Origin of the sequence: Streptomyces anatolicus, assembly GCF_019400875.1 — a bacterium.
Lineage (GTDB): Bacteria > Actinomycetota > Actinomycetes > Streptomycetales > Streptomycetaceae > Streptomyces > Streptomyces anatolicus.
In genome coordinates this window covers 1-14,673 of sequence record NZ_WMBF01000133.1, presented here as the reverse complement: position 1 = coordinate 14,673, position 14,673 = coordinate 1, and the positions used below count along the sequence as shown (strand labels likewise).

Below are 14,673 nucleotides of genomic sequence, written 5' to 3'. Positions count from 1 at the left end.
CAGGTGGGGGACGTGATCCCGCCCCGCTTCGTCGAGGCGCCCCTGGCCGTCGACGGCGGTGGCGACCCCGGGGACGCCTCCGCCTGGGACGTCGACACTCCCGGCACGATCCGCCTCGCGGATGTCGGCGGCATGCAGGAGGTCAAGGAGCGGCTGGAGGCCGCGTTCCTCGCCCCCATGCGCAATCCCGAACTGCGCAAGCTGTACGGCAAGAGCCTGCGCGGCGGACTGCTCCTGTACGGGCCGCCCGGCTGTGGCAAGACGTTCATCGCCCGCGCGATCGCCGGTGAACTCGGAGCCGGTTTCCTGTCGGTGTCGGTCAACGACGTCCTCGACATGTGGATCGGCAACTCCGAGCGAAACATGCACGAGATCTTCCAGACCGCCCGCCGCCAGGCCCCCTGCGTCGTCTTCCTCGACGAACTCGACGCGCTCGGCGCCAAGCGCAGCCGCACCCAGCACAGCGGCATGCGCAACACCGTCAACCAGCTCCTCACCGAGCTGGACGGCATCGACTCCGCCGCCAACGAGGGCGTGTTCGTGCTTGCCGCCACCAACGCCCCCTGGGACGTGGACATCGCCCTGCGCCGGCCAGGACGCCTCGACCGCACCCTGCTCGTCCTGCCGCCCGACGCCCCGGCGCGCGAGAGCATCCTCCGCTACCACCTCCAGGACCGCCCCGTCGAGAACATCGACTTGGGCAAGCTCGTCAAGGCCACGGACGGCCTGTCCGGCGCGGACCTGGCCCACCTGTGCGAGGCGGCGGCCGAGAGCGCCCTGCTCGACTCGGCGCGCAGCGGCACCATCCGCATGATCGGCATGCGCGACCTGCTGAACGCCGCGAAGCAGACCGTCCCGTCCACCGAGCCGTGGTTCGCCTCCGCGCGCAACGTCGCCATGTACGCGAACGACGGCGGCGCGTACGACGACCTGATCACCTACCTGAAGAAGAAGCGGAAGCTGTGAGCACGCTGCACCCGACGGTCGAGAAGGCCCAGGCCCTGATCGAACTCGACCGCTACGACCAGGCCCTGGCACTCCTGGCGGGCCGCCTCGCCGAGGACCCCGGCGACCTGCGCGCCTGGGTCAAGATCGGCTACTGCCACCTCGGCCAGGAGCGGCCCAAGGACGCGACGGCGGCGGCCGACGAAGCCCTCAGACTGGCGCCCGAGGACTACGGCGCGCTGCGCCTGCGCGCCCAGGCGATGGTCCGCGACAACGGCTGGCTCAAGGTCCAGCCCGTACTGCGCGAGCTGATCCGGGTCGCCCCCCATGACTCGTTCGCCCACGCCATGCTCGCCGACGCCGTATGGCGCGAGGCGCTGGTCCGTTACGGCCAGGAGAGCGGCGCCCGGCACCTCACCGCCGAGGCCATCGACCGCGTCACCCGGGAAGCCGCCGATCTGGCGATGGAAGCGCTCCGGCTGGGCCCGGAGGACATCTACGCCCACGAGATCGCCCACCGCATCGCCAGCACGGCCGGAAACGGCACGGTCTCGGACATGCTCGACGAGGCCATCCTCCGTATCGACCCCCATCACGCGGAGGCCCTTGCCCGCCAGACGAGGAAGGCGGCACGGGCGCCCGGCGTCGGAGCCACGGAGGCCGCCGAACTGTACGCGGACGCGCTCGCCGCCGAGCCCAACTCCGCCGACATGCGTGACCAACTCGACCACGCCACCTACCGCCTCCTGCGCGGCACGCGGTGGCTGGCCCTGCTCTGCGTGGGCCTCGCGGGCGCCATGGTCGACCTCTTCCCCGCCGCCGATCGGCCCGCCCCGGAGCTGCCCATCCCCGTAGGGCAGCGCCTGTGGTTCCTGTTCATCATGGGCGTGATCTGGGCCTTCGGAGCCTGGCGCCGCTACAGCCGACTGCGCGCGGGCGTCCAGCTCAACGTCCGCTCGCTGGTCCGCCGCGGCCGCTGGGCCCGCATCGTCCTGGCCCAGGCGGCCTGGGCCATGGCGTGCGCCCTGCTGATCGCCGAGATCCCCTGGACGGACCGGGCCGTGCCCCAACTCCTCTTCTGGGCCGGACTCGTTCCCACGGCGGCGACCATCTGGTTCGACAAGAAGAAGTCCCGCTAGCCGCCGCGCTGTGCCGTGTCCGTCATCCTGGCGACCGCCGCCGCCACCTGCTCCTGTACGGCCTCGGGCAGGCCGCCGCCCTGGACGGCGCCCACCAAGTCCTCGGCCAGCCGGTACAGCTTGGTGTTGGTGTTCTGCGAGATCGTGACCAGCACTTCCCAGGCGGCCTCGGGGCTCAGACGGAAGGAGGACATCAGGATGCCGCGGGCCAGGTCGATGGTGGGCCGGGTCTGCATGGCCCGCCGCAACTGGGCGACCTCGACCCGCAGCTCCTGCTCGGACTCCTCGCACGCGACCGCGTCACCGTCGCGCGGACCCGCGCCGCGGGCGATCGGATCCGCCACCCTCTCCTCCTCCAGGCCCTCGGCGCTGAACAAGTCGCGGGTCCCGGTCAGGTCGAGGATCCGTTCGACCGCAGGGCTGCTGGCGCTGATGACGATGGCTTTTCCCTGTTCCAGGGCCCACTGGCGCAGACTGAGCAGGAGATTGAGGCCGGAGCAGTCGCAGAACCGCACCCCGCTCAGGTCCAGGTCGATGGCGCGGGTCGGCCGGCTGACCGTATGCCGCAGCCCGGACCGGAGTCGCTGACCGGCGTGGAGGTCGAGCTGCCCCCGCACCAGCACGCTCATCCGGTAGCTACCCGGAACCACATCCACCGTCGTGGGCAACGGAGGCAAGGGCAGCGGTGTCCCACCTCCGGATCCGGAGTCCGTCCGGTCACCCGGCCCAAAACCGTCGCCCTCTCTCGTGAGGGACTGCTCAGAGTGTCGGGGCTCCGGCATGGCTGCTCCCTCTCGTTTCGCCTAGTGCCGCTCTCAGGCTGCCCGCTGCAGCCCACATACGTCAACTAATACATGAAACGTAGTACGTGTTTTTGAAATCATGCACATCTGGTCGCTAGAGTTGCCCCATGGATGGAGTGCCCGAGCCACACACCGGATGGACGTTTCTCACCAATCACGCACGGGTGCTGGCGGCGATCGCGGACAATCACAACGCCCGCATCCGCGACATCGCCGCGCACTGCCGGCTCACCGAGCGTGCTGTCCAGAAGATCATCGCCGACCTGGAGCAGGACGGATATCTCTCCCACACGCGGGAGGGACGGACCAACACGTACCGGATCGACCCCGGCAAGGTGCTGCGCCACCCTGCCGAGTCCGGGCTTGTCGTGGCCTCCCTGCTCTCCCTGCTTGCGCGGGACGAGGCCAACCGCTCCTCGCCCACCGAGGTGGGAACCCGCCACCGCGCCACGGCCTGACCACGGCCGCCCGCGCCCTGGCCGCGGCCGCCCGCACCTTGAAGGACACGCACAGCGCTCTGTGAGGGCAGGGGGCGGACATGCCCGTCGGCTGGAAGCGGGACGACCGCGACCTCGTGGCCGTGCCGTACGACGCCCTCGCGGATCTGGTCACGGACTACCTCGGCCCGGCCCGGAGAGCCGGCCAGGGAGTGCTGCCGCAGGGGACGCCCGGCGGTGAGGCGGCGATCTTCAAGAGGGCGGGATTCTCGCCCCGACCGCCACGTCGCCCCGGGCGGACAGGCGCTGGAACGTACCGGCGACGACATCGTCGCCTGGGTGTTCTCGATGTCGTTCTCGGCCCCGCACCTGTTCGGCCCGCGCCGCGCCGACTTCGAGGCGGACCTGCGCCGCCTGCTGCGAAAGGCTTCCCCGACGGGCCGATTCTCCGCACGCGTGCCGAGCACGGAGGGCTTCGTATGGAGGGCTTGGGCAGGCCCCAGCTGATCGACCCCACCACGCGGTTGCGGCCGTCCTTCCTGGCCGCCGTGGCCGAGTTCCGGGCCGACCGTGCCTATCCGACGCCGTGGTTCGTCACCGACGTCGACGCGGCCGCCCTGGCCGACCCCGACGCCTTCGACACCTACGTGGCCCGCCTGCTGGCCGAGCGGCACGAAAGCGGCGTACGGGCGGGCTTCGTGCCGATGACCACGCTGTGGTGGGCCACGGGCGACCAGATGCTCGGCAGGCTGGCGATCCGGCACCGGCTGACGCGGCCGCTTGCCGAGGTCGGCGGCCACATCGGCTACGACGTGCGCCCCAGCGCCCGGCGCCGGGGACACGCCACCGCGATGCTCGCCGCCGCGCTGCCGATCGCCGCCTCGCTCGGCATCACCCGGGCGCTCTTGACCGTCGACGGGACGAACACCGCCTCCCGGCGCGTCATCGAGGCGAACGGCGGCGCGTTCCTCGACACCGTCGGTGACAAGTGCCGCTACTGGGTGCCGACCTCCCCGGAGTAGGGGGTACGACGAGAACCCATCGCCGGCCGGGTGGCGGCCCCACGCTTGCCCTGGAGCGCACTCCAAGTCGTAAGGTCACCGCGTCCAAGAGGGCGACGTTCAAGGAGAGTTGCATGCGCCACCGCGTTCTGGGCGGGACCGGCATCCAGGTCAGCCCCTACTGCCTCGGCACCATGATGTTCGGTTCCGTCGGCAACACCGACCACGACGACTGCGTACGGATCGTCCACGCGGCGCTGGACGAGGGCATCAACTTCGTCGACACCGCCGATATGTACTCGGCCGGGGAGTCGGAGACGATCGTGGGCAAGGCGCTGAAGGGCCGCCGCGACGACGTCGTGCTCGCGACCAAGGTCCACTTCCCCATGGGCGAGGGCCCCAACCACGGCGGCAACTCCCGGCGTTGGATCATCCGCGCGGTGGAGGAGAGCCTGCGACGCCTCGGCACGGACTGGATCGACCTGTACCAGGTGCACCGGCCGGACCACACGACCGACATCGAGGAGACGCTCTCCGCCCTGACCGACCTGGTGCGCCAGGGCAAGATCAGGGCGTTCGGCTGCTCCACGTTCCCCGCGCACGAGATCACCGAGGCGTACCACGTCGCCGACCGCCGTGGACTCCAGCGGTTCCGCACGGAACAGCCGCCGTACTCCCTGCTGGCGCGAGGCGTCGAGAAGCACGTGCTGCCGGTCGCGCAGCGCCTGGGGATGGGGGTGCTGACCTGGAGCCCGCTGGGCTCGGGATTCCTGACCGGCCGCTACCGCAAGGGCCAGGCCCTCGACCTCAGCAGCGGGCGGCCCACCCTGCACCCCGCCCGTTTCGATCCGTCGTCACCGCGCACCGCCGCCAAGCTGGAGGTCGTCGAGCAGCTCGTCGCCGTGGCCGAGGAAGTGGGCTGCACGCTGCCGGAGTTGGCGATCGCCTTCCCGCTCGCGCATCCGGCCGTCACCTCGGTGATCATCGGCCCGCGCACGGCGGAGCAGCTGCGGAGCACGCTCAAGGGTGCCTCCGTGGTGCTCGACGACGCCGTACTCGACCGGATCGACGAGATCGTGCCGCCCGGCACCGACGTCTACCCGCCGGACGGCGTGTGGACCCCGCCCTCGCTCAGCACGCCGTCCCTGCGCCGACGTACGCCGGGGGACCGTTCCGCTGTCTGAGGCGGAGGGGGCAGGGGGCTCAGACCGGCGGCGCGACGAACACGCCGCGGTCGGGGTCGTTGAAGGACTCCTTGGCGATCAGCTCGTTCATGGGGTTCGCGGTGCCCCACTGGTCGGTGACCTCGGGCCGGGAGAAGTCGTAGACGTGCGGATGCCAGGTGTCCTCGTCCAGGCACTCCAGCTCCGTCGTGTACTCGACGGTGTTGCCGTGCGGGTCCAGGAAGTACGTGAAGGTGTTGTCCCCCGCCAGATGGCGGCCCGGACCCCAGATCTTCCGGAACCCGGCACGCATGACACGCCCGGAGCCGCGCATGTACTCGTCGAGACCGCGCATCTCGAAGGAGATGTGGTGCAGCGCGGTGTGCGGGCCCCGCGCGATCGCCATGGAGTGGTGCTGGTCGGAGATCCGCATGAAGTGCATGACCTCACCCATGTGCGGCGAGCTGAGGGTGTCGGAGAGCCGGAAACCGAGATGGCGCTCGTACCACTGCCGAGTCCGGTCGAGGTCGGGGGAGTTGAGCACGACGTGGGAGAGCTTGACCGGGATGGCCTCCTTCTCCGCTATCTTGCGGTGCCGCCGCACGCCGACGTCGGCGGAGACCTCGATCGTGCGTCCGTCGACGTCGAAGAAGCGGAAGCCGTAACCGCCCCCGGGCGTGTCGACCTTGCCCGGCCGGGAGATCAACGGCACGCCCCCGGCGAGGAGCCGTTCGGCGAGCGTGTCGACGTCGGCGGGGCTCGCGGCCCCGTACGAGACGAGGTCGAGGCGCTTCTCCGCGGCCTTCCGCAGCCGTACGACGTACTGCTCGGGCGAGCCCTCGGCGGCGAGGAAGGAGATGCCGGAGTCCTCGGCGACCTTGGTCAGGCCCCAGACGCCCGCGTAGAAGTCGAGTTGCTTGTCGTAGTCGGGCACGGCGAGGTCGACGTGCCGCAGGTGGGTGAGAAGGCGTGCGCTCATGGGTTCCTCCGTCAGGTGAGGGCTGGGCCGAGCAGCGCTGAGAGGTGAGGGCGGCGGGCCCGTCGCGCCGGGCGTCACGGCGGCTCCCGGAGCATCGTCATCGTGCGGCCCATCAGGCCGGGCACATCCGCGTCGCGGGCGCCGTCGAGCTGCCACTGCCCGATCCGCACGGACGCCTCCACGACCGGCTTCACGCGCGCGATCCGTCGCTCGTAGTACGCCCGCAGCAACGCGTCGTCCCAGGAAGGGGCGGAGGTGAGCATCCGCGCGAGCACCCAGGCGTCCTCCAGCGAAAGCGCGGCGCCCTGCGCGAGGGTGGGCGGGCAGCAGTGCGCGGCGTCACCGGCGAGGACGACCCGGCCGCGGTGCCACGCGCCCTGGACCAGCATCCGGTCGAACCACGTGTAGTTGACCCGCGCGGGGTCGGTGATGTGCGCGGTGATCTCGGGCCAGAAACCGCCGTAGCCGCGGGCCAGCCGGCGCATCTCGTCGGCGTACGACTCCGGGGGGATGGACACCCGGTCGCGGGCGGCCTCGACGACGAACGCGTACAGGGTCGTGGCGCTGGTCGGGGAGTAGCCCGCGATGTACGCCGGACCGCCGTAGGTGAGGTCGCTGCGGGTCACCCCGGCCGGGCGCGGGGCCGCGACCCGCCAGATGGCCATGCCGGTCGGCTCGGGTCTCGCGGTGATGCCGATGGCGGCGCGCGTCGTGGAGCCGAGCCCGTCGGCGCCGATCACCAGGTCGTAGCGGTTCGCGGTGCCGTCGGTGAACGTCACGGAGACACCCTGCGCGTCCTGGTCCAGGGAGGTCGCCCGGGTGCCCAGGCGGACCCGGGCGCCGCTCGCGCGGACGGCGTCGATCAGGACGCGCTGCAACTGCGGGCGCCGCATGCCGACCGTCGCGGGCAGGTCGTCGCCGCCCGTGCGCAGACCCTCCGCGACATGGAGGACGGTGCCGTCGGGAGCGGTGATGCCGACCGCGTCGAAGCCGTGGCCGCACGCCCGCACCCGCTCCCACACGCCGAGTCCGCGCAGCACGCGCAGGGCGTTGCCCTGGAGGGTGATGCCGGATCCCGCGGTCGCGTTCCAGTCGTCCTTGGCCTCGATCAGGTCCACCGCGACCCCAGCGCGGCGCAGCAGGATCGTGACGGCGTTGCCGGCCGCGCCGCCGCCGACGACGAGGACCGTACGGGGTGTGCTCATGGGAGGACTTCCTCGTTCCGCTGGCTACTTGACGGCGATCGGGCCGACGGGTGAGCCGACGGCACCGGTGGCTCGAACTCGTTCGGGCACACAGCGGGTGCGCTGCGCACCAAGCCCGGCGATCGAGCCCTCCATGACGTCACCGGCCCGCAACAGCCGCCCCCAGTGCATGCCGTTGCCCGCAGGAGAGCCGGTCAACAACAGGTCGCCGGGGAGCAGTTGGGCGCTCTGTGAGGCGTACGCCACCAGCCGCGCCACGCTGAAGAGCATGTCCTTCGTGGACTCGTCCTGCATGGTCTCGCCGTTCAGCTTCAACGTCAGACGCAGAGCGCCGGGGTCGGCGACCGACGCGGCGGGCACGATCCAGGGGCCGAGCGGGGTGAAGCCCGGCGCGTTCTTGCCGCGCAGCCAGTCGGTGCCGATCCGCGGCATGTCCCGCCGGAACACGCTGGCGCGGTCGGTCAGGTCATTGGCGATCGTGTACCCGGCGACGTACTCCAAGGCCTCCCCGGCGGACACCTGGTACGCGGCCCTGCCGATCACCGCCGCCAACTCCAGCTCCCAGTCCGGCTGCTCGGCCCAGGCGGGCAGGACCACATCGTCGTAGGGGCCGGTGATCGCGCTCGGCAGGCCGATGAACACGTACGGAAGATCCTCGGCGGCCCGCCGGTCCATGATCTCGGCGGCCTCGGCGCGCCGCTCCTCCTCGGGACGTTCGTCACCGGGAGCCGTGTGGGCCAGGTGCAGATCGATGACGTGCTGCCGGTAGTTGGCGCCCGACTGGAACACCTGACGCGGCTCGACCGGGGCGTGGACGCGGAAGTGTGCGAGCTTGCGCTCCGCACTGCCGTCGACGGCCAGGTCCCGCAGGCGGGGCAGGGCGCTCTGCCACTGCTCCAGGAGCCCCCGTACCGTCAACTGCTCGTCGCCGAGGGCGGATCGCAGATCGAGCACCAGGCCGTCGGGGGTGACGAGAGCGGGGAACGAGGGCCCGTCCGGGGTGGCGAGGGCGGAGAGGGTGGCGAGGGCGAAAGGTCCGGCGAAGAGCGCGGACGACGGTTCAGATGGCACGGACAAGTCCTCCCGAGTGCGGTGGGACTAATCTGGACCCGCCGCCCACGATCATGGAAATCGATTGTGTGGATGGCAGCCATCAATGGTGTCGATTTCTCCTGGTCGGGCGCCGCAACCGCGAGAGGGAAGCCCGTGAACCTGGCCCGCCTGGACCTCAACCTCGTCGTCGCCCTGCGCGCCCTGCTCGAAGAGCGCAACGTCACCCACGCCGGGCAGCGCGTAGGGCTGAGCCAGCCCGCCATGAGCGCCGCCCTCGCCCGTCTGCGCCGCCACTTCGACGACGACCTGCTCGCCCGCGTCGGCGGCCACTACGAACTCACCGCCCTCGGCCAGGTGCTCCTCGACCGCACGGCCACCGCGTACGACGTGCTGGAGCGCCTCTTCGCCAGCCAGGCCGACTTCGACCCGGCCCGGGAGAGCCGCGAGTTCAAGCTCGTGGCGTCCGACTACGCCGTCTCCGTGTTCGGCGCCGCACTCGTACGCGCCGTCCACGAGGAGGCTCCCGGCATCCGGCTGCGCTTCCTCCAGACCCCGGCCACCGTCGTCGACGACACGGGCACGCTGCTGAGCGCGGTCGACGGCCTGTTCATGCCGCACGGCGTGATCAACGACTTCCCCGCCACCGATCTCTACGAGGACCGGTGGGTCTTCCTGGTCGCCGACGACCACCCGAGCGTCGGCGACCGGCTCACCCGAGAGGACCTTGCCCGGCTGCCGTGGGTCACCTACCAGCGGACCTACGACGCCCCACCCGTACGCCAACTCGGCATGCTCGGCGTCGAACCGCGCGCGGAGGTCTCCGTCGACAGCTTCCAGCTGCTGCCGCTCATGGTGGCGGGCACCCGCCGCATCGCCCTCGTCCAGGCCCGCCTCGCCCGGCTCCTCGCCCCGATCGCCGCCGTACGCGTCCTGGAACCGCCCTACGAGGCGGTCCCGCTGCGGGAGGCCATGTGGTGGCACCCGGTGCACACCCACGACGCCGGCCACATCTGGCTGCGCGAGACGGCCGCCAGGATCGGCGCCCGCATGACCGCACCAGGGGCGCCCGACCCCCTGTGACCGGAGGCGCCCCGGGCCAGGCCTAGCCGCGCAACGCCTTCCGGAGCGCTTCGCCGAACCCGGCCGGGTGCGTGGTCAGGCCGGTGTGCCCGCCGGGGAAGTGCAGGAGTTCCCTGCCCAGGCGCTCGGCCAGGAACGCGGCCGGGCGGTAGGGCAGTTCGCCGCGCGAGTCCTGGCCGCAGGCGAGCACCAGCCGGTCCGACAGCGCCTCCAGCCGGGGGAGGTCCGGGGCGTAGGCCATGAAGCGCGGCACGATGCGCCCCACGAAGTACGGCAGGTCGGCCATCGTCCGCTCGGCACGCGCCGCCGCCTCGGGCGGAAGCCTGAGCTGGGCCTCCGGCCCGGGGGAGGCACTGTCGGCAGTGCCGCCGGTGGTGTCCTCGCCCTCCTTCAGCCCCGCCGCGAACACGCTCATCGCCGCCATGAGCCCCTGCGTACGGAACGTCTCCGCCACCCGCGCGAGGAGCGCGCGGTGCTCGGCGGCGTCGGGCAGCACCTCCACCAGCGGCGGCTCATGCGCCACAAGGCGCTCCACGCGCTCCGGGCAGGTGGTGAGCAGGTGCACGGCGGCGATCGCGCCGGAACTGCTGCCGAAGACTCGGGCCGGCTCGCCGGGCGAAAGCAACTCCAGTAGGCGCAAGGCGTCTTCGGCGTGCTCGGCCACGCTCTGCTCGGCCTCGGGGTCGTCCAGCGTGCTCCTGGACATCCCGCGCGGGTCATAGGTGGCGACGGTGTACTCGGCGGCCAGGTCGTCGGCGATGGCGTCGAACGAGGCCGCGCCGCCCGTGCCGCCGGGTATCAGCAGCAGGAGCGGGCCCTGACCGCGCACTTCGTAGTGCAGCGTCGCGCCGGTCACGCGCAGGCTGCCGAGGGACGGTCCGGTCATGGGGATTCTCCTTCTCGGGACGGAGGCCAGTGCTCCATGAGGGTGTGCAGGGCGTCGAGGGCACGCACCCAGGACCGCTCAGGCGCTCGCGCGTGCGCGAACCCTCCGGCGGCCTCCAGGGCGACGAACCCGTGGAACGTGCTGCGCAGCAACCGGACCGCGTCGGTCAGATCGGGCTCGGCGAGTCCGTAGCCACGCAGCATGCTGTACGTCAGCTCGACGGCCCGCCGGGGCCCGGGCGCCCGCGCGGCCAGCTCGGGGTCGATCCGGACCGAGGCCTGCGTCGCCGCATAGCGGCCCGGATGCTCACGGGCGTACTTCCGCCAGGCGTCGGCGAACGCGACCAGCGCGTCCTTGCCCGCCCGCCCCGCGGTCGCCTCCGCGATACGCAGGGTCTTCTCGTCCGCCGCGAGCAGCGCGATCCGCCCGCGCAGATCCTCCAGGCCGCGTACGTGCGTATAGAGGCTCGCGTCCTTCACGCCGAGCCGGCGCGCCACCCGGGCCATCGTCACCTGGTCGAGCCCGACCTCGTCCGCCAGCTCGGCGCCCGCCAGGGCCACCCGCTCCGGCGTCAACCCCGCCCGCACCATGCGGCCTCCCCTCAGAACATGCCTAGGGGCATTAGGTTAAACCTAATGCCCCTAGGATTGCCAGCCGGGAAGAGCGCGAGCGCTACGGCACGAGCCGGTAGGCGTTCGAGATCGTCTCGGTCATGGTGTTGCCGGAGGTGTCCTTCAGATACACCCGGTACGACACGGCCTTCGCCGTCGCCGGGTGCCGCACGCTCGCCGAGCGCGCGCCCTTGTCGTCGGTCGTGACGGTGACCGGCTTCCAGGTGGTGCCGCCGTCGTAGGAGACCTTTACGGTCAGCGAGGCGATCCTGTCGGTGCCGGCCGCCGCGCCGGCCACCTTCAGCGGCACGGTCAGGGTGCTGCCCGCCCGGGCCGTGCCGTTCAGCGCCAGCTTCGGCGAGAGACGGACGGTGGACAGGGGCAGCGCGGTGGGCGGCGAGTCCGGCGTCTTCGCCGACGTGAACGTCCACGCGACGTTCACCTTGGTGCTGGTCGTGGTGTCCTTGGCCGCGCGCTTCGCCTCCATGGTCAGGCGGTAGGGGGCGGAGGCGGCGGGGAGATCGGCGTACAGCGCCCCCGGTCCGCCCTCGGCGATGACGCGGCCACCCGACTCCAGCTTGCTGAAGCCCCCGGTCGTCGCGGAGTCACCCGCGTGCCCCGCGCCGTCGTTGAACAGCCGGACATAGGCGTCCATGGAGTTGCCCGCGCGACGCGCGCCCTGGCGGTCCTCGGCCTTGAGGTCGGGGCCCACCACGCCGGTGTTGAAGTTCAGCGTGTAGCGCTTGCCCGCCTTGTACGCGACCTGATCCGTGCCGTAGTTCATGCGCGACTGACCCGCGTCATCGAGCTGCGCCATGGACCAGGTCCAGCGCAGACCCTTGGTGTTGATGTAACTCGTCCCGGAGGCCGGGAGCTTCAGCTCGGACGTCGGCGGGACGAGCGGGCCGAAGCCGTTCGCACCGACCGGCGCGGCCGAGAGCGTGCCCTTTCGGCCGGCCGCGGAGGCGCCGACGCCGAACTTCACCTCGGCGACCTCCGCCTTGGTGACAGCGTGGTCGAGACCGGAGAACCAGCTGCCGGTACGCACGAAGGCCAGCCGGTAGTCGGTCTTCTTGCCCGCCGCGCCGGGCGCCCTCCAGACGCCGCTGTACTGGGCGTTGAGGGTGGGTGATTCCGCGCCGAGCCCCGCGGTGCGGATGACGGTGCCACCGCCCAGGCTCCAAGTCGCCGCGATTCCGGCGGCCGAGTCGTCGTAGCTGATGTCCGACGCCGTGACGCGGGCGCTGCGGTCCGGGGCCGTCACGGCGACCCGCTTGGCCTTGCGGGAGTCCAGCGTGATCTTCCGGTCCGCGCCGACCTTCACTTCCGGCTGGACGAAGACCGCGAACTCCGTAGTCTGCCCGTAGACGGAACTCTCCAGCGCGTACGTGCCCTTGGGCACCCGCACGGTGGCCGGACCGTCGCGGAAGGGGACCGTGATCTTCTGCTGCGTGGAGCGGTCGGTGAGCGTGGTGATGTAGTGGGTCGACTCCTTCCCGTCGATGTCGAGGTGCGCCACCGTGAGGTCGTACGACTCGACCTCGCGGTCGACGACGAGACCGGTACGGACCGACTGGCCCTCACCCTCGGCGAGCACCGTGCCGCCGTAGGTGCCGTTGGCGGTGCCGAGCCTGGTGTCCGCGGTGACGGTGGTCTTCGCGGTACCGCCCGCCGGGACGGTGAGCCGGCTGTCCTTGACGGTGAACATGCCCGCCGGGCCCGGGCGGCCCGCCGGGTCCACCGCGGTGGCGGAGAGGGCGAGGGTGACGGGCTTGGTGCCGTGGTTGCGGTAGGTGACGGTCCTGCCGACCGGCTTGTCGTCGGTGTGCGGCCACGCCTGCGTGCCGAAGGAGAGCGAGCCGGGCGAGGAGCCGACGGTCGCGGAGACCGCCCGCGTCAGATCCACGCGCCCCGCTCCCTGCTCGTGGGCGTTGAGCGCGGGATGGGGCTTGGCGGAGCCGGTCAGCACGGCCTTGACCTGCCGGCCGGTCAGAGTCGGGTGCTGCTGGAGGAGCATGGCGGCGGAACCGGCCACGTGCGGGGCCGCCATCGACGTGCCCGACAGGGCGGTATAGCCGCTGTCGCCGGGCTCGTCCGGGTTCTGCGTGGAGGCCGCGGCGGTGATCTCCACACCGGGCGCGGTGATGTCCGGCTTGGTGACCCCCTCGGCGTTCGGACCGCGGCTCGAGGTATCCGCCAGCTCGTCCTGCTTGTCGACCGAGCCGACGGTCAGCGCGTCGGGGGCGCTGCCGGGCGTGGTCAACGTGCCCTCCAAGGGGCCGTCGTTGCCCGCGGAGGCGACGAAGAGCGCCTTGTCCGAGAGCCGGGCGACGGCCTCCTCCATCGGGTCGGTCCCCGGCGTGTCCGAGCTGCCGAGGCTCATGTTGACGACCTTGGCGCCGTTGTCGACGGCCCACTGCATACCGGCGGTGATGGAGGAGTCGGTGCCCGTGCCCTCCCGCTCGGAGATGACCTTGCCGTCGAGGATCCGCACATCGGGCGCCACGCCCTTGTACTTGCCGCCCGACTTCGCGCCGGAGCCCGCGAGGGTCGAGGCGACGTGCGTGCCGTGGCCCATGCGGTCCTTGGCGTCGGGCGCGGTGGTGAAGTTCTTCTCGGTGACCTCGACGCCCTTGAGGTCCGGGTGCGTCTGGTCGACCCCGGTGTCCAGGACGGCGACCTTCACGCCCTTGCCGGTGAATCCGGCCCGCCACATGGTGGGCGCGCCGATCTGCGGCACGCTCTTGTCGAGGGCGGGGCGGACCTTGGCGTCCAGCCAGACGTGCGCGATCGCGGGGACGACGGTGGTACGCACGTTCGCACGCGTGCCGGTACGTGAGTCCGTACGCGTGTCAGTGCCGCCGGTGCCGCCGGTGCCGCCCGTGAGCGCCGACCAGAGCTCCGTCGCACCGGACTTGGGCGCGTCGAACGCCTCGCCGCCGATGGCGGGCAGCGGCCGGCGGTCACGGGCGTGGCCCTTGAGGGTGTCCCCGCCCGCGCGCGCGTTGGCCCGGCCGGGCCGGTAGCCGACGATCAGCGGCAGCGTCGTGCGGTGCGCGTCGTCGTACTTGTCCTTGACCAGCTGCGTGACGTCGAAGAGCCGCCGGTCGAGCCTGCCCGCCGCGATCATCGCCTGGGCGTCCTGCGGTACGACGTACAGGTGCCCGCCCTCGCGACGCACCGAGATCGAGACCTGCTCGCGGCCCTCGCCGCGCGTCAGCCGGACGACCTTCTTGCCGCCCGCCCCGACGACCACCCGGTCGCCGGTGATCAACGTGACGGTCACCGTCTTTTCGCCCCGCGCCCCCCAACTGCCCTTGGCCTCCTGGCCGGTGCCCGCGCTTGCGCCCCGGCCCGCCCCGCGCTCCGGC

General features: G+C 71.8%; 13 protein-coding genes and 1 pseudogene. 7 read left to right on the top strand and 7 right to left on the bottom strand.

Going from position 1 to position 14,673, the window contains the following annotated elements; genetic code table 11:
- Together GKQ77_RS14670 and GKQ77_RS14665 are read left to right on the top strand one after the other, a co-directional pair.
- Nucleotides 1–966 (top strand): ATP-binding protein (locus tag GKQ77_RS14670; protein ID WP_219689190.1); only part of this gene is annotated, 966 nt, incomplete at its 5' end.
- Nucleotides 963–2,084 (top strand): tetratricopeptide repeat protein, encoded by a 1,122-nt coding sequence (locus GKQ77_RS14665; RefSeq protein ID WP_308117670.1) that lies wholly within the window; start codon nt 963–965, stop codon nt 2,082–2,084. The genes GKQ77_RS14670 and GKQ77_RS14665, both read left to right, overlap by 4 nt.
- Here GKQ77_RS14665 and GKQ77_RS14660 read toward each other — a convergent pair.
- Entirely contained in the window at nt 2,081–2,713 is a 633-nt protein-coding gene (locus GKQ77_RS14660) for an ANTAR domain-containing protein (RefSeq protein ID WP_258021340.1), read from the bottom strand. The genes GKQ77_RS14665 and GKQ77_RS14660 overlap by 4 nt on opposite strands.
- Before the next feature lie 281 nt (nt 2,714–2,994).
- On the opposite strand from GKQ77_RS14660, the gene GKQ77_RS14655 reads away from it, so the two are divergent.
- From GKQ77_RS14655 to GKQ77_RS14645, 4 genes and pseudogenes are all read left to right on the top strand, one after another.
- Nucleotides 2,995–3,345 carry a helix-turn-helix transcriptional regulator gene (locus GKQ77_RS14655; RefSeq protein WP_219689185.1) on the top strand — a complete coding sequence of 117 codons (351 nt, stop codon included), beginning with the start codon at nt 2,995–2,997 and terminating at the stop codon, nt 3,343–3,345.
- 119 nt (nt 3,346–3,464) lie between these two features.
- Nucleotides 3,465–3,831: pseudogene (locus GKQ77_RS33350) on the top strand (SAM-dependent methyltransferase); the annotation flags it as partial.
- Nucleotides 3,813–4,346 (top strand): GNAT family N-acetyltransferase, encoded by a 534-nt coding sequence (locus tag GKQ77_RS14650; protein WP_372459879.1) that lies wholly within the window; start codon nt 3,813–3,815, stop codon nt 4,344–4,346. The pseudogene GKQ77_RS33350 and the gene GKQ77_RS14650, both read left to right, overlap by 19 nt.
- Before the next feature lie 113 nt (nt 4,347–4,459).
- Entirely contained in the window at nt 4,460–5,509 is a 1,050-nt protein-coding gene (locus tag GKQ77_RS14645; protein ID WP_219689183.1) for an aldo/keto reductase, read from the top strand.
- 19 nt (nt 5,510–5,528) lie between these two features.
- On the opposite strand, the gene GKQ77_RS14640 is transcribed toward GKQ77_RS14645, so the two are convergent.
- The 3 genes from GKQ77_RS14640 to GKQ77_RS14630 all read right to left on the bottom strand — a co-directional run bounded on the left by GKQ77_RS14640 (nt 5,529) and on the right by GKQ77_RS14630 (nt 8,749).
- Nucleotides 5,529–6,467 (bottom strand): VOC family protein, encoded by a 939-nt coding sequence (locus tag GKQ77_RS14640; RefSeq protein ID WP_219689182.1) that lies wholly within the window; start codon nt 6,465–6,467, stop codon nt 5,529–5,531.
- A gap of 74 nt (nt 6,468–6,541) precedes the next feature.
- Complete coding sequence (locus GKQ77_RS14635; protein WP_219689181.1) at nt 6,542–7,672, bottom strand: FAD-dependent oxidoreductase; 1,131 nt, start codon at nt 7,670–7,672, stop codon at nt 6,542–6,544.
- Nucleotides 7,673–7,696: 24 nt separating this feature from the next.
- On the bottom strand, nt 7,697–8,749 hold the full coding sequence (locus GKQ77_RS14630; RefSeq protein ID WP_219689180.1) for a fumarylacetoacetate hydrolase family protein: 1,053 nt from the start codon (nt 8,747–8,749) through the stop codon (nt 7,697–7,699).
- Nucleotides 8,750–8,878: 129 nt separating this feature from the next.
- Here GKQ77_RS14630 and GKQ77_RS14625 point away from each other — a divergent pair, with 129 nt between their 5' ends.
- On the top strand, nt 8,879–9,805 hold the full coding sequence (locus tag GKQ77_RS14625; protein ID WP_219689178.1) for a LysR family transcriptional regulator: 927 nt from the start codon (nt 8,879–8,881) through the stop codon (nt 9,803–9,805).
- 22 nt (nt 9,806–9,827) lie between these two features.
- On the opposite strand, the gene GKQ77_RS14620 is transcribed toward GKQ77_RS14625, so the two are convergent.
- The 3 genes from GKQ77_RS14620 to GKQ77_RS14610 form a co-directional block, all read right to left on the bottom strand.
- Nucleotides 9,828–10,691 carry an alpha/beta fold hydrolase gene (locus tag GKQ77_RS14620; protein WP_219689177.1) on the bottom strand — a complete coding sequence of 288 codons (864 nt, stop codon included), beginning with the start codon at nt 10,689–10,691 and terminating at the stop codon, nt 9,828–9,830.
- Nucleotides 10,688–11,281, bottom strand: a complete 594-nt coding sequence (locus GKQ77_RS14615) for a TetR/AcrR family transcriptional regulator (protein ID WP_219689176.1) — start codon at nt 11,279–11,281, stop codon at nt 10,688–10,690. The genes GKQ77_RS14620 and GKQ77_RS14615 overlap by 4 nt, the downstream gene beginning before the upstream one ends.
- An 82-nt stretch (nt 11,282–11,363) precedes the next feature.
- A partial coding sequence (locus GKQ77_RS14610; RefSeq protein WP_219689175.1) for a S8 family peptidase occupies nt 11,364–14,673 on the bottom strand: 3,310 nt, incomplete at its 5' end.